This window comes from Tunturiibacter gelidiferens, assembly GCF_014201335.1.
Classification (GTDB): Bacteria; Acidobacteriota; Terriglobia; order Terriglobales; family Acidobacteriaceae; genus Edaphobacter; species Edaphobacter lichenicola_E.
The window spans coordinates 60,930-82,018 of record NZ_JACHEB010000003.1; the positions used below are offsets into that span (position 1 = coordinate 60,930).

Here is a 21,089-nt window from a genome sequence, read left to right on the forward strand (position 1 = left end):
TTGTCGTTGGGTGTTGGTTTTTGCCGCGAATGTTGTTCACGACTAACACGGAGATGCCGCCAGTTGAGGAGGCTCCCGCTGCGATCCATGCCACGGTTGCGAGACACACTGGGCACATGGCTACCTGTGGGCCCGTTTTGTCTCTGAGGCCGTGCGAATTCGAACCATCAGATCTGTCCAGCCGTCGTCGACTCCGCGGTCCGCTTCGCCAATCCACCCCATCGCTCGATGGACAAACCGAACGCGGGTCAATCCGTTCTCTTCGTTGAGCCGGTACTGGATGTTGGAGACTGCCGGGGTCGACATGAAGAGCGGTCCGCATATCTCCAGAAGCGATGGCGGCTTGATCGCCTGTACAAGGCCCCAGAAGTGTCCCGTGTTGTCTCCCAGGTCGCGATACCAGCGGCCGCCTGGCCATGCCTCGAGCTTCATCGGCATCGGTTTCTCTGGGGTCGAGTTCATAGGCCCCATCTGCTCCAGAATTGCCTCGAACACGATTTCGATTGGCGCCGCAATCTGTTCATCTTTCACAATCTCGAAGGCCTGAACTACCTGTTCCTGAATCGTTGCTGTCATTACTCCTCCTTTGCTCCGATGGTCTTTGAAATGATCCGCTCCCGAGCCTTTCGCTCTGCACGCTCCTTGATCTGGCCCAATTGGTGCGTCCAGTACCGCTCAAACGTCTTTACCCAGTCGTGCACCGGCTTCAACTCGGCGGCATTTAATCGATACATCCGGTGTTGGCCGCGCTTTATTACCGACACCACGCCAACCTTTCGAAGCACTCCTAGATGCTTCGAAACGGTCGGCTGCGACATCTGCAATCGCACCACGACCTCATTTACCGCGTACTCTTTGCCGTCTGCCAGCACCGCAATGACCTCGCGACGCCGTGGCTCGGCGATTGCATTAAAGACGTCTGTTGTTGTTGCTGCACGCGCCATGTCGTTAATATATTCCTATATAAGAATATGTCAAGCAAATTTCTTACCGTCATGTTGCGAATTGACCCAGTTTTCGGCGATCAGGACCCATGCGACGGGCGCCGGTGGGCGCCGTTGATCCATGAGGAGTAATATTTCTCGCGAACAGTCGGAGAAAACGATGCCGAACCTCGCGGCTGCGAACACGAGTAAGGAAGTACTACCAGGTCTGGCCAATCCTCTTGGTGCCCACTGCGTCCAGGGAGGAGTGAACTTCAGCGTTTACTCACGAGATGCCATCGGAATGGACTTGGTGCTCTTTAATGACCCGGATTCCACACCAACGCACATCATACCGTTCAATCAATCCGTAAACCGAACCTATCACTATTGGCACTTGTTTGTTCCGGGGCTCCAGACTGGACAGACTTATGGTTACCGCGCTCGCGGCCCTGCTAATCCGGACAAGAGGATGCGATTCGACCCCGAGAAGGTGCTCCTCGATCCTTATGGCCGAGGTGTGGCAGTGCCGGCGAGCTATAGCCGTGATGCTGCAGGCCGCGAGGGAGATAATGCTTCCACCGCCATGAAGAGTGTCGTCGTTGATATGAGCGCCTATGATTGGGAGGGTGATGCGCCTCTGCGTCGGCCCGCCTCGCAAACAATTGTGTACGAGATGCATGTTGGCGGCTTCACCCGTCATGCAAGCTCTGGTGTTTCCGATGACAAGCGAGGGACCTTCGCAGGTTTAATCGAGAAGATTCCCTATTTGAAGCAACTGGGAATCACGGCGGTGGAGCTTCTTCCGGTGTTTCAGTTTGATAGTCTGGATTGCCCTCCAGGCCGTGTCAACTATTGGGGATACGCCCCGGTATCATTCTTTTCAGTCCATCGAGATTACAGCTCTCGTCGCGATCCGGTCGGCCCGGAAGATGAATTTCGTGACATGGTCAAGGCATTGCACCGCGCGGGAATCGAGGTCATCCTGGATGTGGTCTATAACCACACCGCTGAGGGCGGTCAGACGGGGCCGACCTTGAGTTTTCGTGGGTTGGCTAATGATGCGTATTACATCCTTGAAGGTGATGGTTCAGGCTACGCTAACTACAGCGGCACAGGAAATACGCTCAATGCCAATCATCCAGTTACGCGGCGAATGATCGTCGATAGTCTGCGTTACTGGGTACAGGAGATGCACATCGATGGTTTTCGTTTCGACCTTGCGTCGATTCTGGCGCGGGACTCCGCTGGCGATGTACTACCAAATCCTCCGGTGCTGTGGGACATCGAGTCGGACCCGGCGCTTGCGGGGACCAAGATGATCGCCGAAGCCTGGGACGCGGCGGGGCTTTATCAGGTGGGCAGTTTCGTTGGTGACAGCTGGCGAGAATGGAACGGCAAGTTCCGCGACGACGTGCGGGCATTCGTCCGCGGGGACGAGCGTACAGTTAAAGCTCTTGCAGACGGCCTCCTTGGAAGCCCCGACCTTTACAGCCATAAACGTCGCGAGGCCGAACAAAGCGTACATTTCGTTACTTGCCACGATGGTTTCACGCTGAACGATCTTGTCTCCTATAACGCAAAACACAACGAAGCCAATGGCGAAGACAATCGAGATGGCGGAAATGATAATCGCAGTTGGAATTGTGGTGTTGAAGGCCCAACTGATGACCGCGCCACCGAGAGCCTTCGCAACAGGCAGGTGAAGAACTTTTTCACTCTAACTCTAATGGCTATTGGGATGCCGATGATTTTGATGGGCGATGAAGTCCGCCGCTCGCAACAAGGCAACAACAACTCCTACTGCCACGATAATGAAACCAATTGGCTCGATTGGACGCTGTCGAAAAAACACGCGGATGTCCACCGTTTCGTGAGTCTTCTCAATGCAAGGCGTGCAACGCGCAATCTTGACCCAAAGGGTACTTTGACTCTGGCCGAACTGCTGCAAAGCGCAGAACGGGAGTGGCATGGTACGAAGCTTCACCAGCCAGACTGGAGTGGTTGCTCGCACAGTCTGGCATTGTCTGCGGAGTTACCACACGAGGGGCTCATCATTCATTGGATTCTGAACGCATACTGGGAGCCGCTCGATTTTGAGTTGCCTTCCGTGGACGGGGGAGGTGAAGGCCCGTGGCGACGGTGGATTGATACCACCCTTGATTCCCCGGAAGATATCGTGGACTGGCAGACGGCGGCGGGGGTTCCTGGTTTTACTTACCGCGCGGGTCCCCGGTCCGTGGTCCTGTTGTATGCCGACTTGAAGAAGCCTGGGGTGCTGGGGGGAGGCGTTTGAGCTCTGCACCCGGAGTTAACAGAGCCGAGGGATGGTGTGTGTCTCATAGCGGTTCCTCGGAGCGTGCTGGTGAATCGATTTTGAGCGGCATTAAGATTTCAAATCAAGTGCAATCTTTTAAGAATCTGAGTAGAAGTTCAAAGAATCATTCTTGTGTAACGTTTGACATGATGCGTCAGCGGTTACAGTCGAATTCCTGAGGAGTTGGCAGAAACAAGAGGAGTTAGAGGAGCCTCTTTGACCAGCCCAGGGTCGCAGACGCCGCTTCGGATCTGTTTCGAGATGTCTTTGGTATCGAGAAGACATCAGTCCGACAGGTAATAGGCGTTGCTAGCCTCCCCCTCGGTGTGCCAGTCGAGCTCGATGTCATCTTCGAAGTCGCAGAGTAGCAATTTCCGGCAGAGGCCAAGTGTTTTTGCCTAAAGTTTGCTTTCAGAGGGTGTTGTTATGAAACAGCAGCTCAGTAACTCGTCACCGAAGTGGAACGTAACTCGTATTTCTTCAAGTCTGGGGATCGAGTACCCAATCATTCAGGGCCCCCTTGGTGGTCTGTCGACGCAGCGATTGACAGCAACGGTCTCAAATTTTGGCGGTCTTGGGTCCTTCGGGGCGCATGGCTTGAACCCTTCAGCAATTAGAGATGTGATCGCTGAAATTCGTATGCTCACCTCCAAACCGTTCGCGATCAACTTGTGGGTCTCGATGGAAGATGAGGGTGCACGCACTTCCGGCAACGAGGCATTTGCGCGAAGCCTGGCATCTCTTGCTGGACACATCCGAGCTTTGGGAGGGATGCTCCCGACTTTCACACCTTATGTCCCAGTTAAGTTTGAGGACCAGGTGCGCGTCTTGCTCGATGCAAAGGTTCCCGTCTTTAGCTTCATTTACGGAGTCCCTCCGAAGGAGATTCTCGACGAGTGCCGCTCGCAGGGGATCCTTACGATCGGAACTGCGACGACACCGGACGAAGCAATGGTTCTTGAGCAGGCAGGAGTCGATGTGGTCGCTGCTTCAGGTTTTGAATCGGGCGGCCATCGCGGTTCCTTCCTGCGTCCCTCCGAGGAATCACTCACCGGAACCTTTTCGCTCGTACCTCAGGTTGTAGACTCAATTTCAGTTCCGGTTGTTGCCGCCGGAGGTATCGCCGATGCTCGCGGAGTTGTCGCAGCGTTTGCTCTTGGCGCTGAGGGCGTACAGATAGGGACAGCTTTTCTGGCGTGTGAAGAGTCCGGTGCGAGCCCACTTCACCGCAATGCGCTCCTCAGTGGAAACGCTCGCAGAACGGGATTGACCAGGGGATTCACTGGAAGGCTGGCCAGGGGAATACATAACCAATTGCTTGAGGAGCTCAATCGTCCAGGAATCGAGATTCTCCCCTATCCTTTGCAGCGGATTCTGATGAAAAACCTTACCGTCGTGGCCGAAAAAGCTGCGAAACCCGAGTTCCTTCAGCTTTGGGCAGGGCAGAGTGCAAACCTTTCTCGGCAGCGCGACGCGAAGACGTTGCTCCAGACACTGATATCCGGGGTCTCTGCCGTTACGGAATCGGTTTACAAGAACTTCGAGCGGGACAACAGATGATCGAAGGAACTCATTAGACAAATATTGGCATATTCAGCACTGGGTCTCCGATCCCATAAGACAATCACGCAACGCTGAGCAATTCAAAGAAGTGTCCACGTAGAGGGACGAGATCAGTGGAGGTATGAAACGATGAAATCAGCCCTGCGGATCCTGGCAACGCTTATAGTCATCCTCACCAGCACATTGAAGTTGGATGCCCAGCCAAAGGACAAAGCAATGGCACAGGAAGTCTTTTATCGGAGAGTGAGTGTTGATGGGCTGTCTATCTTCTACAGAGAGGCGGGGCCCAAAGACGCTCCCACCATTCTTTTACTGCATGGTCTTCCGTCGTCGTCGCGTATGTTCCAACCGCTGCTGACTCGGCTTGCGGATAACTACCATCTAGTTGCACCTGATTATCCGGGGTTCGGTCATAGTGATTGGCCCGAACCAAATCGGTTCGATTACACCTTCGATCACATCGCCTCTGTGATGGACGGCTTTACGCAAGCGCTAGGCCTGTCGCACTACACGCTTTATATGCAGGACTATGGTGGGCCGGTTGGATTTCGCATGGCATTGGCACATCCGGAGCGGGTGCAGGCTCTCATCGTTCAAGATGCGGTGGCTCACAACGAAGGTCTCGGTGCAAACTGGGCGACACGTCGCGCATTTTGGGAAGACAGGCCTGCTCATGAAGAAGCGCTGCGCAAAAACCTGCTGTCACTCGCAACGACAAAGACACGCCACATCGGAGACGACGCGAAGACTGAGCTCTATGACCCGGATCTTTGGACCCACGAGTACGCGTTTCTAAATGCGCCCGGGCAAGCGCAGATTCAAAGTGATCTTTTCTATGACTACCGCACGAACGTCGCGGCATATCCAAAGTGGCAGTCATGGTTACGGAAGGCCCAGCCAAAGCTCTTGGTCCTCTGGGGGAAGCACGATCTCTCGTTCGATCTCGGTGAACCGGAACGGTATCGCAGAGATGTGCCGCACGCGAACATTTACGTTCTCGATGCAGGGCACTTTGCGCTTGATACCAAGGCAGATGAGATTGCGGCACTCGTACGCGAATTCATGAAAACACAGTAGGGAGTCGCCAATTGCTCCTTTTGTCAATCGCCACGCTAAGAGTGCCGCGAAGGATAATTTGTTGGCCGAGCACGCAGGAAAAGATGAGCTGCCTCGTCAGCATTTTGGTACTTATTCGGATGTTCTCATCGGTTTAGAGTCGGCCCTGATCGTTTACTCGATCGACGCTGATTCCTATCTCTTCCCATAGAGCGTCGAGTGGTGTACTCTTTGTACCCATAGACACTCGAGTGGAGAGTTTGCCGTGGATCGAATGAAGAAACCAGATAGCGAGATGCTTCAAGGAACGTTGGACATGATGATCCTCAAGGCGCTCGTGATGGGGCCGGCGCATGGCCACACCATTGCGCATGTTATCGAACACACGTCAGAGGACGTGCTTCAGGTAGAACAGGGATCACTGTACCCTGCACTTCACCGGTTGGAAGATCGCGGATGGCTCGAGTCCTATTGGGGCGCAAGCGAAAACAACCGTAAAGCAAAATTCTATCGGCTTACTTCGGCGGGAAAGAAGCGGTTGGTGTTGGAAACAAATCGCTGGCGACAGATGGTACGCGCGATCGACCTCGTCATGGGGGAATAGTTGTCACGCGGAAGGGGACCGTATGAGCTTACGTAGATTTTTCAGAAGACGACGGAATGACGCAGAGGTAAGTCTCGAGATGGAAAACCATCTTACCTTGGAGTCCGATGAAAACCTCGCTCGTGGGATGAGCAAAGAAGAAGCACGACGGCAGGCCTACCTCAAGTTCGGCTCGCCGGAACGTATACGCGAGGAAGTTTGGAAGAGGAACAGCATCGCACCGCTTGAAAAAGCGCTTCGCGATATTCGATATGCATGGCGAACGTTGCATCGTAGTCCGGGATACGCGTTTATGGCGATTCTGACGCTCGGGCTGGGCATCGGCGCGAATGCTGCCATCTTTACTGTCATCAACGGAATACTACTGCGTCCACTGCCGTATGCGAATCCGAAGCAAATCGTGCACCTGGAACAAACGGCGTCGAAGGTTGGAACAGATCCGATTGGATTCTCGGTGCAGGAGATCGCCGACTATCGCCAACTGAACCATGTATTCACTGACCTGGCCGAATATCATTCAATGACTTTTACTTTGCTCGGATCGAAGGTTCCGGAGCGCGTCAGCACCGGGGTGGTTTCTGCGAATTTCTTTGATGTCCTAGGCGTGAAGCCCGTGCTGGGGCGGCTGCTCACACCGGCAGACGAGACTCAGAAGGCTGAGCCGGTTTTAGTGCTCAGCTATGCGTATTGGGTAAAGAATTTTGGCCGGGATCCGAAGATACTGGGTCGAACGTTCGTCATGAACGATCGTGTCCACACGGTAGTGGGAGTGCTGCCTTCACTTCCGGAATATCCAGACGCGAATGATGTGTACATGCCGACAACCTCATGCCCCTTTCGGTCCAACCCGAAGATGATCGCTGATAGGGATATGCGGATGTTCACGGTCTTTGGTCGGATGAAACCGGAAGTGACAGAAACGCAGGCACGGAAGGATTTGGATACGATCACGAATCGGCTCGCGCTTATCTATCCGAAATCGTACCCAATCGCTGCCGGAGTCTCAGCGCAGATGGCGGAGTTGGAGCACGAACTGACCCACGCGGCGAGGCCTACTTTTCTGACGCTTCTTGGAGCTGCCGGCCTGGTGCTCTTACTGGCGTGTGCGAACCTGGCGAATCTCGCCATTTCGCGGCAGATTCGCCGATCACAGGAGATGGCCATCCGCATGGCTACAGGCGCAAGTGCCTGGGATATCTTTCGCCAGCTTCTGACTGAGAGCCTGGTAGTCGCTTTTGCGGGCGGTGTACTAGGACTTGGCATTGCGGCGGTTGGATCGAAGCTGCTGATTGCCTACGCGGCACGAATGACACCGCTATCGGGAGAAATACACCTTGATGGTCGAGTGCTGTTCTTTGTGGCTGCTCTTTCCGTCGTTGCTGGAGTGCTGTTCGGAGCGCTTCCGGGGTTTGTGGCGAGCCGCGACCGTCTGAGCGTCCTGACTGGCTCCGGTGAAAGGTCAGTTGGAAGCAACCAGGCGACCCGAGCACGACATGCGCTTGTTGCGGTGCAGGTAGCTCTCTCATTCGTTCTACTGGTGTGTGCAGGGCTGATGCTCCAGAGTCTGCATAAACTGCTGTCTGTTGATCCGGGATTCAAGACTGCGAATGTGCTCTCCATGCGGATCAGTTTAGACTGGACCAAATATGCGAAACGCGCAGAGCTGAATCAATTTTTTCATCAAGTGCTGGGGCGCGTATCGGGGCTGCCCGGAGTCGAGAGTGCCGCAGTCAGCGTGATGGTTCCTCTAAACGGTAATGTGGGTACCATGACCGGTGGAGTACTTGTGGAGGGACGCCCAGTGGATCCAGGACAGTTGATGCCGCAAGTGGACTTTGAACTCGCAAGTTCCGACTACTTTCACGTGCTCGGTGTGCCGATCCTTGCGGGGCGCGCATTTACGGACGGAGATAGGCAAAACTCTCCGGCAGTTGCCATCGTGAACGCACGTATGGCGAAACGTTTCTGGCCCACGCAAGATCCGATTGGCCATCACGTGTCGATAGACAATGGCAAAACATGGATCACTATTGTTGGCGTGGCAAGCAGCGTCCATCAATATGAGCTTGACAAAGATTTGAGGGAAGGAATCTATCTACCGCAGGATCAGTCTCCTTCTCTAACAGACGCCCACCTTTTGGTACGCACACGTGTTGAGCCGATGCGCGCTGCCAGCCAAATTGCCGATGTCATTCACCAGATCGACCCACACCAACCCGTAACAGAGATGCGGTCGTTGGATCAGTTGCGAAGCGCGCAGTTGGGAACGCCCCGAGTCACAACGATTCTGCTGGGACTATTCGCAGCCTTGGCGTTGTTCATTACCGTCGTGGGGGTAAGTGGAACACTTGCACTCGCGGTGGCTCATAGAACAAAAGAGATAGGGATACGAATTGCCCTTGGCGCTCCGAAGGAGGAGATCCTGCACAGTGTGTTAATGCGTGGCATGTCCCCCGTAATTGCAGGAATCGCCGCGGGCGGCGTAGCGGCAATATTTTCAACGAGATTTCTGGCAAACATGTTATTTGCCATTAAACCGGACGATCCACTGACACTCGGGGTGATCGCGATTCTTCTCGCTGTCGTCGCGCTGATCGGCTGCGCGATCCCTGCACGCAACGCACTTCGAGTCGACCCGATGAAAGCGTTGCGCACAGAATAATGGTTGTCGAGGGACAAGTCTGTGCGACTGTTTCGCATCCCGCGGCTCACTTGATCACTTGCTGAAACAACCGCGCCATCGACGTGCATACCTCTTGTGCCATAAAGCCAGCACCGCCTCATTTTGTTCGCGCGATGCTGTGGCAATATCGTTTCAGTACGCCGGGACAGAAGCATACCGAAGGTGTATGGTGGCGGCGTCAGTTCCTCGGCGCCTACGCTCTGACTCTCTCTCGATTACCTGATGGCCATTTCGAAGTAGTCGCTGATTAGATCAAATCATGTCTGCTGAAAACAAGGTCTTTCAATTTCCTTGTATTAAGTATTAGGAGTGGCTTGAATCAAACTCCTTGAAAAGCTTTTTTGCATCGTTCATGGTTTTGAACCATCTAGTTCATTAACAGTGTTTGTTCCATTGCCTACTTCGAGTGAACGCCATATCGAAGGGTTGTGCGAGCGGGACACCGCCATATTGCTATCGAGGATTCTATGAGCACACCTCCAAAATCTAACCTGTTTACTCCTGTTCAGATCGGCCCCTTTACTCTGCCCCATCGCGTTGTGATGGCACCCCTCACCCGCCTGCGCTCAGAACAACCTGGCGACATTCCGGGCGATCTGATGGCGAAGATGTATGGGCAACGCGCCTCCGGGCGAGGGCTTATCATCGCTGAAGCGACTACGGTGTCGGTCCTCGGTCGCGGCTATCTCGGTGCGCCTGGCATCTATTCGGACGCACAGGTCGTTGGGTGGAAGAAGGTGACCGAAGCAGTCCACGGAAAGGGCGGACGTATATTTCTTCAGCTCTGGCACGTTGGGCGTCAGTCGCATACTGACATGACCAACGGAGTTGCGCCTGTGGCGCCGTCAGTTGTTCCTTTCGAGCAGGTTGTTGTGACAGGTGACGGATGGGTACCGGTCTCTCCGCACCGGGCTCTCAAAATTGAAGAGATCCCCGGTATCGTAGATGAGTTTCGCAGAGGTGCCGAGCGGGCGAAGGCAGCGGGCTTCGACGGTGTCGAAATTCATGGAGCAAATGGTTATCTGCTTGACCAGTTTCTTCAGGATGGTAGCAACAAACGTACCGATGTTTATGGCGGGTCGGTAGAGAATCGAGCTCGTTTGCTACTTGAGGTTACAGAAGCAGTTGTGGCTGTGTGGGGGGCAGGTCGTGTCGGCGTTCGCATAGCGCCGAGCGGAACATGGGCTTCCATGTCGGATAGCAACCCAGAGGTCACCTTCGGTTATGTGGCTGAACAACTGAACCGCTTCGATCTGGCGTATCTCCATGTTGTTGAGCCTCGGATTGTCGGCGCAGAGGCTCCGATGGAAGGTCAACCTGCAGTGGCAGCCGCGCAATTGCGCAAGATCTTCAAGGGAACAATTCTTGCTGCAGGAGGGTTTGAACCTGAGGGGGCTGCGGATATTGTCGACAAGGGTGACGCTGATGTGGTTGCATTCGGTCGTCACTTCGCCGCCAACCCGGATTTGCCCAAACGCATCGAGCTTGGACTTCCGCTCAACCCTTATGATCGCAACACCTTCTGGGGCGGAGATTATCGCGGTTATAGTGACTATCCGTTCTATGAGGATCTCGAAAACACGGCTGCTTGATGGATGTGCGAAGCATCTGGAATCGATTTGGCAATCGACTGAAGTGGTTTAGTCCTAGTTGATCGACATAATGGCCGATCTTTGGGATGGCGAGTGGTCTGGAGGAGCCTGGGCGCACTACACTAGAAGGATGATCCAGACTACTGCGCCCGTCGGGATGACGTTTTCCGAAATCGCCGCTAAGGTCGCCGAAGGAGCACGCATTGGTCAGGACGACGCGCGTTGGCTTTGGCTCAATGCATCTGATAGCGAGTTGTCCTCGCTTGCCGCGAGTGTACGCCGGAGGTTTCATGCCCCGGGTTCCTGCACGTATATGGTGATGCGGATCATCAACTATACGAACGTTTGCGTTGCGCAATGCGATTATTGTGCTTTTTACAAGCTACCCAGCGAGGACGGCGGGTATGTTCTCAGCCACGAGGCTGTATTCGCAAAACTGGATGAGTTGCTGACGCTAGGCGGAGATTTGGCGGCGTTCAACGGAGGGTTCAATCCACATCTGCCACTAGGTTATTACTGCGATTTATTCGCCGCGATCCGTGCGCGATACGGGGAAGCGTTGGAGTTCTATGCGCTGACGATTGCTGAGTTCATGTATCTTGCCGACCACGCTAGGCTGAGCCATGCTCAGGCAGCGGAGCGGTTGAAGGATGCCGGGGTGCGATGGATTACCGGAGGTGGTTCGGAGATTCTCACCGAGAATTTTCGTAGTAGGCATTCAAAGTTCAAGTACACCGTGGCGCAATACTTCGAGGCGCAGAGGGCGATCGTTGACGCGGGCCTGAAGACGACGGCAACGATGGTGATCGGATTTGACGAGAACCTTGATGAAAGGCTTGAGCACCTCGAACGCACGCGCCAGTTTCAGGACCAAACTGGCGGCCTCGCCAGTTTTCTCTGTTGGACCTTCAAACCCTATTTCACGCAGATTGGTGGTATCGAAATTACCACTGCCGAATACCTACGCCATCTTGCCCTTTGTCGGATCTACCTCGACAATATTCCGCGGATTCGGACCTCAGTGCTTACTCAAAATCAACAGGCGCTCGAAGGATTGAACTACGGAGCAGACGACTTCGATCTACCGATCGAAGATGAGGTGACTCAGAAGGCTGGTGCGACGATCAGCCTAGACTTCGATCGGATATTGGGCTATGCGCGAGAACTCGGATACTCGCCCGCGTACCGGCATGTGTCGTTGGGGAGGCCACCATGGAACATGGGGTCTTAGCTAAGTAAGGACTTTGGAGTAAGCCGTAACCTGAATGGCTGAGGTACGGCTACTTAGTTAACGTCCCACAATGATGACTGAGAAAGTGCCGGGGATCGGAGTTGGACGGTACTGTAACTCCTCAGAGACCGTGCCGGTATTCTGGCCAAATTTGGAAGTTACCAAGTAGGCCTTCGCGATCTTATGGTCTACGACCATGGTCCGAGCGCCTGGCTGAGTTTTTACCTCCTGGACCCGAGAGTATTTCAGGAGTGAGTCGCGACGAAAGATGGAAAGTGTTCCGGTGGCGTCGGCAACGAAGAGCAGGTTATGTTGTGCGTCGAAGTCGATGTCGCCGGCATTTTGCGGAGCGTCGCCAACGGCGACAACCTCACCTGAGTCTGTGCTGACACTCACTAGTTTGTGGTCCTCACAAGTGGTAAAGAGTTGATGGCGGACGCTGTCGATAGCCAGTCCATTAGGTCCTGTGCAGGGCGTCAATTGCCAAGTGGCCGAAACTTTCTTGGCGGCAACGTCGATGCGTGCGATCTCGCCGCTAGCAGGGAGCGTCACGAAGATAGCGCCTGCTCCATCGCTAATCGCCGAGCCTGGACGGCCAGCAAGTGGAATGGTGGCTGTGAGCTGATTGGTAGTGGCATCGATCATGGTCGCGGTATGACTATGTGAGTTGAAGGCGAAGATCGACTTTGAAGATGGATCGAAGACGATGGCATTGGGAACCGCGCCGGTTGGCACGGATGCGACCACGTTCAAGTTAGAGCGGTCAAAGACACGGACAAAACCGGCCGATCCGTCTGTGAGGTCCGTGACATAGCCGTACTTGCCGGAGTCGTCGAGCGCGATCTCGCGAATGTTCTTCATCCCTCCGACTTCGCCGAGGAGTTTGCCGGTCCCTGTATCGACGACCATAACGCGATCGGTACGTGGAATGTAGAGTCGATTGGCAGGTGTATCGAGCACTAGAAAACCCCATCCGCCTTTCCCGCCGAGATTCCATTGATCTTGCACATGAAATTGCGGCAATACTTTTGGGCTGGCAGCATGGAGGAGCGAGGTGAAGAGGCTCAAGCCTAGCGTAAACACGAGGGAGTAAAGGATCTTTGAAGAGAGATTTTGGGTGTTCTGGAAAGAATTGATCATTTTATTTATCAGAGGGGCTTTCGCTGAAACTGACTTCGACGGCCAGCATCGCTGACCGTCGAAGTGTTGAAATCGGCTAAAAATGACTGCTAGTTGGAAGAGAAGTGGAAGTCGTCCAGTAGATCGCCGATTGCCGGGCTATTCGTCGGGACGTAGGGATTGTTGGCTTTCTGGACTGGGTTCGGCAGGTTATCACGGCTGCGGCCGCTGATCGTCGGCAGGCCCCAGTTCTTTTCGATGAACTTCATCAGCGAAACGTGATCACCGTACTCGTGGGAAACAATGCCGCCCGTGGAGTACTTCGAGACGACAATGAGGGGAATGCGGGTACCGTCGCCGAAGAAGTCAACCGGCTGAATGTAGCCCGAGTCATAGTAGCCGCCGCCCTCGTCCCAGGTGACGAAGATGGCAGTGTCTGCCCAAAGGGCCGGGTTGGCCTTGACTCCATCGACGATCTTCTTGGTGAAGCCTTCGAAGAGATCAAGTTTGGAGGAAGCCGGGTGACCATCGTTGAAACCGCTGGGCTTGACGATGGAAACTGGCGGCAGGTTACCGGTGTCGATGTCCTCATAGAGCTCAGTCGTGTCCGCAATGTAGGTCTGGCGAGCAGACTGGGTTCCCATGAACTGTGTCTGGTACTGGAACGGGTTGCAGATGTTGCAATACTCATTGAACGAGTTCGACAGAGTTGGATCGGTTACGTAGAGATCCCAGTCTTCGCCGAAGTATTTAAAGGGAACGTTATGAGCAACGAGGTCGTCGCCGATGCTCTTCTGGGTGGTGGGAGGAATGGTAAAGACAGAATACTGCGATGCGAGGGTACCGTCGCCGTTGTAGCCAGGGTTGTAGTTGTTGACGAGGTAATAGCTGTTCGGTGCGCAGTTCGGCTTGACTGGACGCGAGAGGGACTGGAGGTAGTTGGTAACCGCCGGAACGCCTGGCTGGCTGATGTCCGCGCAGTTGACGTAGCTGCCACCGGCGTAGCCATCCTGATCCCACCAGTTGTTGGTATCGGGCTGTGGGTTTGGGTTCTCGATTTCATTTTTGGGCGGAACCGCGGCTGTGCCTTTACCGTTCGTGTAGAAGATGGAATCGCCGAAGCCGAACATGATGTGGTTTGCACCGGTTCCGCCCATGACGGACTGGTGGAAGTTGTCGCTAATCGTGTAGTCATCTGCAAGCTGTTTCAAGTAGGGAGCGTCACCTTGCGCCACGTTGTAGAAGGCCATAGAGGTGGAACCTTCTTCGGTCGTGGTGTCGTTGAAGTTCTTGGGTTGTTTCGCGCCGTTGCTGCCAGTTCCGATAGTTGTCTCAACCCATGGGAAGAGGTCATTCAAGCAGCCACTGGGGTTGTCCTGAGTCGCGTAGTCAATGTTGCAGTCAGTCTGCTGCCACATCTGGAAGAAACGGTGCACAGGGCTGTTGGTATAGGCATCGTAAGGCATCTTGGGACCAGTGAGCTGGTAGACACCCTCTCGCAGGGAGGTTGCATTAGCTATTCGGGTGTCGACCTGGCCGCCAGCGATTCCAGTCGCACCAGTTACGAGGTACTTGTTATAGGCCGGCGCCAGACCCGTATCTGCAAGCTCCGCAACCTTGAGAGTGGTAAAGGGCGCAGTCGTGGCGCTGGTTTTTTCCGGACCGCCAGCCAACGACGGGGGGAGAGTGCTGTAGATGCTCTTTTCCTGAGGGCTGTTAGTGAACTTACCGTTGTCGGCGGTGGTGCTATCGACGGCCGAAAACTGCGCAGAAAGGGAATAGTTGGGACCAGGCTTGCCGTTGGCATTGACGATGCCTTTGGAGAGAAGGTTCGAGACAGTCTGACCCGCCTTCGGCTTGTAGGTAGCATAGACGTGATCGAACGTGCGGTTCTCACCGATGATGATGATGACGTGCTTGATTGGAGTCTTTGTTGCTGGGAGGGCAGTTTGGGCGTAGGCGGATTGTGGCAGTCCCGCAAACACTTGCAGCGCAATCAACATCATGGCGCCGCACTTCAAAGTCCCGTTAGGGGCGTTGACAGTACGTTTCAAAGTAATACCTCCGGAAAACTGAGGAAGCCGTTAGGTACCGCTGGGGTGTGCAACCTCAGTGGGATAACCGTAGAGGCAAGAGTGGTGCTAACGTGTCACGCGCAAATGAAATGACCGATAATTACGCTCACGTTACTGGCTGAATTTCGTCGTAGGAAATTTCTTCTTGTTAGCGTCTATTCATACTTCAACGCCGTGGACATCGGCTCGGGCAAGCTACACCACGACTTTGTAGGGCCTCATCATCTCGTTGTCTTCGTGTTCGAGAATGTGACAGTGCCAGACGTAGAGAAGTTCGTCGCCGGGTGCCACTTGTGCTCCGTGAGGAAGATCGAAGCGCATAACAACACGAGTGACGTAACCAGGATAAGACTTGATGGTGTCCTTATGCGCAGGGCGCTCATTGCTCTCGGGCGCCATCGGCTTGCCCGTGAAAACGAGCTTGCCGGTCTGCTGGTAAGTTTGCACGTCGAAGGTCTGGCGATTCAAAACCTGGAATTGAACCAGGTGCACGTGCAAGGGATGAACATCGCCAGTGATGTTGACGAAGGACCAGATCTCAGTTGAACCCGCCTTCGGATCTTCGGTAATGGGTTCGTGCCAGCGTGCGTTCCCGAGAAGGCCTGTAATTACATAGCCATCGGACGGTCGTTCTTTTTCTGAAACCAGGAGAAGGCGCTCGCGAGTTGCGTAGGTAGGAACAAGGGGCTCGAAGGGGACGAGAGCTTCAGGTACAACGCTCGTATCCTTACCTGAGAGAGGCTTGGTCACCTTGAAGAGCATCACGTCTTCCGCAAGATACTGGCCGCCCATCGTATAGGGTGCAGGAGCATCGTTAACCAACGAGAAGGATTTACCTTCGCAACCGGAGAAGTCCACGATGATATCGAACCGTTCCGCCGGTCCAATGAGAAGGTAACGGATCTCCAGAGGAGAGGGCAGGAGACCGCCGTCGGTGCCGATCTGCTGAAAGGACGGAACATCGAAGGAGTCGTTCTGGATCTTGCCGGTCGCGTCGGAGATGAAGAGCCGAAGGTGGTAGAAGCGCGCATTCGCAGCGTTGACGATCCGGAATCGATACTTACGCGGCTCGACCTCCAGAAAAGGCGAGACTTTCCCGTTCACGCAGTTGTAATCTCCGTAGAACTCCTGGATCCAGATGGGGTGTTCTTTGGGGCCATTGACAACCTTAGGGTAGTAGAGCGAGCCGTCACGATGGAACAAGCGATCCTGCAGCATCAGCGGGATCTCGAACTCGCCCTGTGGCAGGTTGAGTGCTCTCTCCGCTTCGTCGCGAATGAGGTAAAAACCGGCCAACCCCGTGTAGACATTGAGTCGGGTGATGCCAAGGCAGTGGTCGTGGTACCAAAGGGAGGTCGAAGGCTGGCAGTTGGGATAAGAAGACGGTCGCGGATTGAACTTTGATCCACGAGGACCGTGTCCGCCCTGCTCAGTGAACCAGGCTTCCGGGTAACCGTCGTCGTCGGGCATCGTGCATGCTCCGTGCACGTGGGCAACGTTGCGGACCGCCGGGAGAGACGATTCGGCTCCGTGGATGGAATGATCGATGGGAAGCAAATGCGTGGTGGGTAACTTGCTAACCCAGTTAATACTGAGAGGCTGGCCGCTCTGAGCTTCGATGGTAGGGCCGGGCCATGAACCGTTATATCCCCATAGCGTCGTTGGTGGGAGATCTCGATGCACCTTCTGCTGGAACTGGCGCATTTCGAGATTGATGACCTCGCCCGGTCTTCCAGTTGCGCGGATAACCGGCGGTACCGGCAGCGGATCGACGTACGGAATAAGTCTGGCTCCGCTGCGAACCTGCGCCGGCGATGCCATCGCCTGCTGCATCGCGGGCACGGTTCTGCTGAGAGTAAGGCCAGCGGCGGTCGTGAGGCCACGTTGGAGAAGGCGACGTCTGCTCAGCATCCTATACGGCCGCGACTGGACGGGATCTTTGCCAGGGGAGGGTTCATTAAATATTCAATTTGGTTGTTAGCGATCTGACGCCTCAGGAAAAACACTAGCTTGATCTTGTTACGACACGATGAAGAGGCCAGATTCGGTGCCAGGACAAATAGAATGAAGAGGCATGCCGAGATCGACACTTTCCGTAGCCATCATCACGCTGAATGAAGAGGCGAATCTCGCGCGGACCCTGGCCCGCGTGCAGTTTGCAGATGATCTGGTTGTAGTCGATTCGGGCTCTACGGATCGTACGTTGGAAATTGCGAAGTACTTCGGCGCAAAGGTTTTCACGGAGCCGTGGAAGGGTTTTGCCAGGCAGAAGAACTCCGCAATCGAAAAATGCGTCGGCACCTGGGTTCTTTCCCTGGACGCGGATGAAGAGTTAACCGCCGAGCTTCAGAGAGAGATTAGCCTGATGCTCGAAGCTGATGCTGCAACCTTGCCGCAGATAGATGGCTACCGGCTTCGTCTGAGGCATGTATTTCTCGGACGCTGGATGCGGTACGGAGGCTACTATCCAGACTTGAAACTTAGACTGTTTCGTCGCCTCACACCCGCTGGCGCCGCTTGCTTCACGGATCGCCCCGTCCACGAGTCAGTTCAGATTGCGGGGAGAGTGGAGACATTGAAAAATGACTTCCTGCATCATGGCTATCCCAACCTGAACATCTATCTGGAACACATGAATCGCTACAGCAGCCTTGGCGGCCAGATTGTTGCCGCTAAAGGAAAGGTCAGTCGCTCATGGCTGGCATTTTGCTGGAACGTCGCGCTGGTTCCAACGCTCACATTTGTGTGGAACTTTATCTTTCGCCTCGGATTTTTGGATGGACGTGAAGGGCTGTTGCTCCATCTTTATCATTCCGCTTACATCAGCTGGAAGTATGCCAAGGCGTGGCAGATCGGAAGCCGGGCCGCCAGAGCGTAGTTCTTTTCCGTTATTTAACGAAAGATTGTGCGCCTTCAGGTTGAGCGCGTAGCAGATTGAAAGAGATAAACCGCAAGGATGGTCATCAGAGGCTCAAGCGGGTGGCGAAAACGAGCCTGAACGGTAACAAGGTAATAAGTAAGCGGGAGAAGCGCGAAGGCCCACGCAAAGAGGCCAGCACCAGGAATCCCTCGCTTCAGCGCAAGCGCGAGTCCCAGAATTGCAGCGAGGCTTACAAAGCTGTAGTTGAGAACACGGAAACCTTCGTTCAAGACACCCTTTTCAACCGGCTTGGGCACGCTGACCCAGTAAAAGTAAAAGCGCTTCAGAGCCAGTTGGAAGAAACGGAGTTTGTGCGTGCGGATATGTTCCCGCGCTAGCTTGCCTTCCCGCTGAACATACGCATATTCGCCCAGCCTCTTGTACTCGAGATAATCCGGACAGACATCGCAGACAGGTACCCGCGTACCGACAGTGAATCCATTGTAAGAATCCAGAACTGAATCGTGCAGCTCCGCACCGAGGTTGCCACGAATCGGAATAAATGCGTGAAACACAGTCTCATTGCGCATCATCCACGGTATGAGACAAGCAAGAAAAATAACTGCAGCAATGATAGATTTCCCGACTGCGGGTCCGAGGGCCGCTTTTTCCTTTGCAGCTCCAAGCAACATCCAGATGCCGCAGACTGGAAGAAAGAGAAGAATCGTAGAGTTGAGTAAAGCAATCATCCCCCAGAACAGCCCAAAGAGCGACCACCGGAGAAGGGTCTGAGGGTTAGGCTCTGCACGGTCTTCCCCGACACTTCGCACACGCAGCGCCAGAACAATGACAGCCGAGAACAGAAACGCCGTAAGGGCCATGTCCCAGACCCAGTGAACGGCATATTGCATCGTCGCGGGATAGAGAGCCCAGAGCCACGCGGACCATGACGCGATCTTTCGGGCCTTTCCCGTGGTCTGAAAGCATCGTGCGGCGATCTCATAGATGAGGGGGGCCGTCGCAGCAGAGAAGATGCTGTTGATGGTGAGGATGACCCAAGCCGACTGTGCAGTGTAGACGCCGAATATCTTGAAGACACCTGCAAGCAGCAGCGGATAGAGCGGGGGTACCCAGGCGGTCGGGCCGGAGTGCCCAGTGAAGGGATCTGCATAGCCGAAGCCGATAACCAGAGCGCGCGCGATGCGACCCATCTCCCAGCCAAACTGAAGATGATCTTCCGAAAGACGAATGCGATAGGTGTGGGCCGCCGTAATGTAAGCGACGCGAAGCAGAAATCCAACCCAAAAAACGGACCAGGGCGCGCGGAAGGAAGATTCTTTTTCTGATATCTGAAGACTTGTCATCCGTTGGTCCTGAGCTCAGTCACGTCCGGCGCGAGGCTGGGCAACGACAAGTCCGCGAGGCGTGGGTAGAAAGACGACGGAGAGAAGGCCTTCCGACTCCATCGATCTCGCCGCGTCACGGACGACTTTGTGGTGCGAACTGGCGTCGTGCATCAGGATGAGGCCGTCGGGATTGATTTGAGGAAGGAAGCGTTTGACCTCCTGTTCGCGAATCGGCATATCGGAGTCAGAGAAAAAAAGATCAATGCGGCCATCGACCTTCATCTCGAGGCTGGACTCATTGCGGAGCTCAATCCACGGCTTCAGCGGAGACGCTTCGAGACGCCCTTTCGCGCGTTCGTAGACGACCGGGTCGAACTCGCAACTGATGACTTTGCCGAAGCCGTTACGCTCGAGACCCTTCGCGATCCATTCGGTGGAGACGCCGAGGAATGAGCCAGTCTCAACAACCAGTCGCGGTTTGATGGTCGTCACCAGCGTCGCAAGCAATTCGAGAACCTCGAGTTCGGCAGTCATCGAATCGATCATGCTCCAATGCTCGGGATGGGGGCATTCTGGAGTGGCGCGGTGCGTTTCGGGTTGAAGTGTACCAGCGGCGCGATCATGCTGGAGCATGATCTTATGTTCCTGTTTTAGTTTCTTACTGAATAATCCCATGCAAAACTCCTAATCTTCCATTATGAGGGATTTCGATGCACCACGGAGTCCGCACCAGATATGAAGGCGAACTCCACCTGATCTGCAAAAATATGTCGCTCGCCGGACGAAATGCTCCACGAGGTGAAAAAAATGTAGATAATGGCGAGCGAGTGTACTGCCGTCGTTCCGATCGCTTTGGCTTTCGAACGAGCAAGTCAAACCGAACGGCAAGCCAGGAGAAAAGCGCTGCATGAGCAAGACGTTCGTGGGGCAACTGATATCAGAAGCAATGGCGATGTTTCTTGTCATCGCGTTCGGCGACTCGGTCGCGGCAATGTACACGCTCTACAATCCAAGCCCCTACCAGCAGGCGTACTGGGGAGTGTGCATAGCATGGGGATTGGCCGTAACGATATCGATCTACACAACCGCATCGGTGAGTGGCTGCCACGGCAATCCGGCGGTTACACTTGCGCTCGCGGTATACCGTGGATTCTCCTGGCGCAAGGTGCTTCCATATTGCCTCGCGCAAATTACGGGAGCCTTTCTCGGCGCAGGAATTGTGTATACGCTTTTCTCCCCAGTAATCGACAACTTCAACTTGACCAACCATCTCACCCGAGCCACAGGCGGCGCCGCGGGCGTCTTTTTCACCCATCCTGGCCTCGCAGTCACGCCGATGCATGCCTTTAGCGACGAGATCATCCTCACCGCATTCCTGATCTTCGGCATCTTCGCGATCACCGAACAGTACAACGAGATGGCCCCAGGTGCCAATGGAGGAGCGTTGATGATCGGCTGCCTGGTCGCTCTCATCGGCGCGTCGATGGGCTATCTGGAGGCATGGGCTCTGAACCCGGCACGCGACTTTGGACCCAGGTTGTTCTGCTTTCTTGCGGGTTGGGGTCCCGCCGCGCTGCCTTCGCCACAGAGCTACTGGTGGATCCCTATCGCTGCGCCGTTGCTAGGCGCATTCGTTGGAGGCGGAGCGTACCAGCTTCTTATCCGGCCCTTTTTACCAGCTCGGCAAAAAGCCCTGCTTGATGCAGCAAAGACGTAGCAT

General features: G+C 54.7%; 17 protein-coding genes. 10 read left to right on the forward strand and 7 right to left on the reverse strand.

What is annotated here, in order from left to right; all coding sequences use genetic code 11:
• Positions 1–120: 120 nt before the first annotated feature.
• Both HDF14_RS06490 and HDF14_RS06495 read right to left on the reverse strand, forming a co-directional pair.
• Positions 121–576 carry an SRPBCC family protein gene (locus HDF14_RS06490; RefSeq protein WP_183974782.1) on the reverse strand — a complete coding sequence of 152 codons (456 nt, stop codon included), beginning with the start codon at positions 574–576 and terminating at the stop codon, positions 121–123.
• Positions 576–944: an ArsR/SmtB family transcription factor gene (locus HDF14_RS06495; protein WP_183974784.1), complete on the reverse strand. Its 369-nt coding sequence runs from the start codon at positions 942–944 to the stop codon at positions 576–578. Before HDF14_RS06495 ends, HDF14_RS06490 begins: the two co-directional genes overlap by 1 nt.
• A 160-nt stretch (positions 945–1,104) precedes the next feature.
• On the opposite strand from HDF14_RS06495, the gene glgX reads away from it, so the two are divergent.
• The 8 genes from glgX (at position 1,105) to HDF14_RS06535 (ending at position 11,969) form a co-directional block, all read left to right on the forward strand.
• Positions 1,105–3,219 (forward strand): glycogen debranching protein GlgX, encoded by a 2,115-nt coding sequence (glgX, locus tag HDF14_RS06500; protein WP_183974786.1) that lies wholly within the window; start codon positions 1,105–1,107, stop codon positions 3,217–3,219.
• Positions 3,220–3,666: 447 nt separating this feature from the next.
• The gene (locus HDF14_RS06505; RefSeq protein ID WP_183974788.1) at positions 3,667–4,800 is read left to right on the forward strand and encodes an NAD(P)H-dependent flavin oxidoreductase; all 1,134 of its coding nucleotides are present in this window, start codon (positions 3,667–3,669) and stop codon (positions 4,798–4,800) included.
• A gap of 132 nt (positions 4,801–4,932) precedes the next feature.
• Positions 4,933–5,880: an alpha/beta fold hydrolase gene (locus HDF14_RS06510; RefSeq protein WP_183974790.1), complete on the forward strand. Its 948-nt coding sequence runs from the start codon at positions 4,933–4,935 to the stop codon at positions 5,878–5,880.
• 253 nt (positions 5,881–6,133) lie between these two features.
• Positions 6,134–6,463, forward strand: coding sequence for a PadR family transcriptional regulator (locus HDF14_RS06515; RefSeq protein ID WP_260698076.1), 330 nt, complete (start codon positions 6,134–6,136; stop codon positions 6,461–6,463).
• Between the two features lie 22 nt (positions 6,464–6,485).
• The gene (locus HDF14_RS06520; RefSeq protein ID WP_221304583.1) at positions 6,486–9,125 is read left to right on the forward strand and encodes an ABC transporter permease; all 2,640 of its coding nucleotides are present in this window, start codon (positions 6,486–6,488) and stop codon (positions 9,123–9,125) included.
• Positions 9,126–9,208: 83 nt separating this feature from the next.
• Positions 9,209–9,397: a lipase maturation factor family protein gene (locus HDF14_RS27440; protein ID WP_406707190.1), complete on the forward strand. Its 189-nt coding sequence runs from the start codon at positions 9,209–9,211 to the stop codon at positions 9,395–9,397.
• 216 nt (positions 9,398–9,613) lie between these two features.
• On the forward strand, positions 9,614–10,738 hold the full coding sequence (locus tag HDF14_RS06530) for an alkene reductase (protein ID WP_183974795.1): 1,125 nt from the start codon (positions 9,614–9,616) through the stop codon (positions 10,736–10,738).
• Between the two features lie 70 nt (positions 10,739–10,808).
• Positions 10,809–11,969, forward strand: coding sequence for a radical SAM protein (locus HDF14_RS06535; RefSeq protein ID WP_260698077.1), 1,161 nt, complete (start codon positions 10,809–10,811; stop codon positions 11,967–11,969).
• 57 nt (positions 11,970–12,026) lie between these two features.
• Here the strand turns inward: HDF14_RS06535 and HDF14_RS06540 are convergent, their stop codons facing one another.
• The 3 genes from HDF14_RS06540 to HDF14_RS06550 all read right to left on the reverse strand — a co-directional run bounded on the left by HDF14_RS06540 (position 12,027) and on the right by HDF14_RS06550 (position 17,074).
• Positions 12,027–13,109, reverse strand: a complete 1,083-nt coding sequence (locus tag HDF14_RS06540) for a YncE family protein (protein WP_183974797.1) — start codon at positions 13,107–13,109, stop codon at positions 12,027–12,029.
• A gap of 89 nt (positions 13,110–13,198) precedes the next feature.
• Positions 13,199–15,142, reverse strand: a complete 1,944-nt coding sequence (locus HDF14_RS06545) for an alkaline phosphatase family protein (protein ID WP_260698078.1) — start codon at positions 15,140–15,142, stop codon at positions 13,199–13,201.
• A 216-nt stretch (positions 15,143–15,358) separates the two neighbouring features.
• Positions 15,359–17,074: a multicopper oxidase family protein gene (locus tag HDF14_RS06550; RefSeq protein ID WP_183974798.1), complete on the reverse strand. Its 1,716-nt coding sequence runs from the start codon at positions 17,072–17,074 to the stop codon at positions 15,359–15,361.
• A 163-nt stretch (positions 17,075–17,237) separates the two neighbouring features.
• Between HDF14_RS06550 and HDF14_RS06555 the strand changes: the two genes are divergently transcribed.
• Positions 17,238–18,041 carry a glycosyltransferase family 2 protein gene (locus HDF14_RS06555; protein ID WP_183974800.1) on the forward strand — a complete coding sequence of 268 codons (804 nt, stop codon included), beginning with the start codon at positions 17,238–17,240 and terminating at the stop codon, positions 18,039–18,041.
• Between the two features lie 35 nt (positions 18,042–18,076).
• On the opposite strand, the gene HDF14_RS06560 is transcribed toward HDF14_RS06555, so the two are convergent.
• Both HDF14_RS06560 and HDF14_RS06565 read right to left on the reverse strand, forming a co-directional pair.
• Positions 18,077–19,387, reverse strand: coding sequence for an ArnT family glycosyltransferase (locus tag HDF14_RS06560; protein WP_183974802.1), 1,311 nt, complete (start codon positions 19,385–19,387; stop codon positions 18,077–18,079).
• Positions 19,388–19,402: 15 nt separating this feature from the next.
• The gene (locus HDF14_RS06565; RefSeq protein ID WP_183974804.1) at positions 19,403–20,044 is read right to left on the reverse strand and encodes an O-methyltransferase; all 642 of its coding nucleotides are present in this window, start codon (positions 20,042–20,044) and stop codon (positions 19,403–19,405) included.
• Positions 20,045–20,276: 232 nt separating this feature from the next.
• Here HDF14_RS06565 and HDF14_RS06570 point away from each other — a divergent pair, with 232 nt between their 5' ends.
• Positions 20,277–21,086, forward strand: a complete 810-nt coding sequence (locus tag HDF14_RS06570; protein ID WP_183974806.1) for an MIP/aquaporin family protein — start codon at positions 20,277–20,279, stop codon at positions 21,084–21,086.
• Positions 21,087–21,089: the final 3 nt, after the last annotated feature.

Coding starts and splice junctions, on each gene's coding strand:
- HDF14_RS06490 (WP_183974782.1), bottom strand. CDS start 576: ATGACAGCAACGATTCAGGAACAGGTAGTTCAGGCCTTCGAGATTGTG.
- HDF14_RS06495 (WP_183974784.1), bottom strand. CDS start 944: ATGGCGCGTGCAGCAACAACAACAGACGTCTTTAATGCAATCGCCGAG.
- glgX (WP_183974786.1), top strand. CDS start 1,105: ATGCCGAACCTCGCGGCTGCGAACACGAGTAAGGAAGTACTACCAGGT.
- HDF14_RS06505 (WP_183974788.1), top strand. CDS start 3,667: ATGAAACAGCAGCTCAGTAACTCGTCACCGAAGTGGAACGTAACTCGT.
- HDF14_RS06510 (WP_183974790.1), top strand. CDS start 4,933: ATGAAATCAGCCCTGCGGATCCTGGCAACGCTTATAGTCATCCTCACC.
- HDF14_RS06515 (WP_260698076.1), top strand. CDS start 6,134: ATGAAGAAACCAGATAGCGAGATGCTTCAAGGAACGTTGGACATGATG.
- HDF14_RS06520 (WP_221304583.1), top strand. CDS start 6,486: ATGAGCTTACGTAGATTTTTCAGAAGACGACGGAATGACGCAGAGGTA.
- HDF14_RS06530 (WP_183974795.1), top strand. CDS start 9,614: ATGAGCACACCTCCAAAATCTAACCTGTTTACTCCTGTTCAGATCGGC.
- HDF14_RS06535 (WP_260698077.1), top strand. CDS start 10,809: ATGGCCGATCTTTGGGATGGCGAGTGGTCTGGAGGAGCCTGGGCGCAC.
- HDF14_RS06540 (WP_183974797.1), bottom strand. CDS start 13,109: ATGATCAATTCTTTCCAGAACACCCAAAATCTCTCTTCAAAGATCCTT.
- HDF14_RS06550 (WP_183974798.1), bottom strand. CDS start 17,074: ATGCTGAGCAGACGTCGCCTTCTCCAACGTGGCCTCACGACCGCCGCT.
- HDF14_RS06555 (WP_183974800.1), top strand. CDS start 17,238: ATGCCGAGATCGACACTTTCCGTAGCCATCATCACGCTGAATGAAGAG.
- HDF14_RS06560 (WP_183974802.1), bottom strand. CDS start 19,387: ATGACAAGTCTTCAGATATCAGAAAAAGAATCTTCCTTCCGCGCGCCC.
- HDF14_RS06565 (WP_183974804.1), bottom strand. CDS start 20,044: ATGGGATTATTCAGTAAGAAACTAAAACAGGAACATAAGATCATGCTC.
- HDF14_RS06570 (WP_183974806.1), top strand. CDS start 20,277: ATGAGCAAGACGTTCGTGGGGCAACTGATATCAGAAGCAATGGCGATG.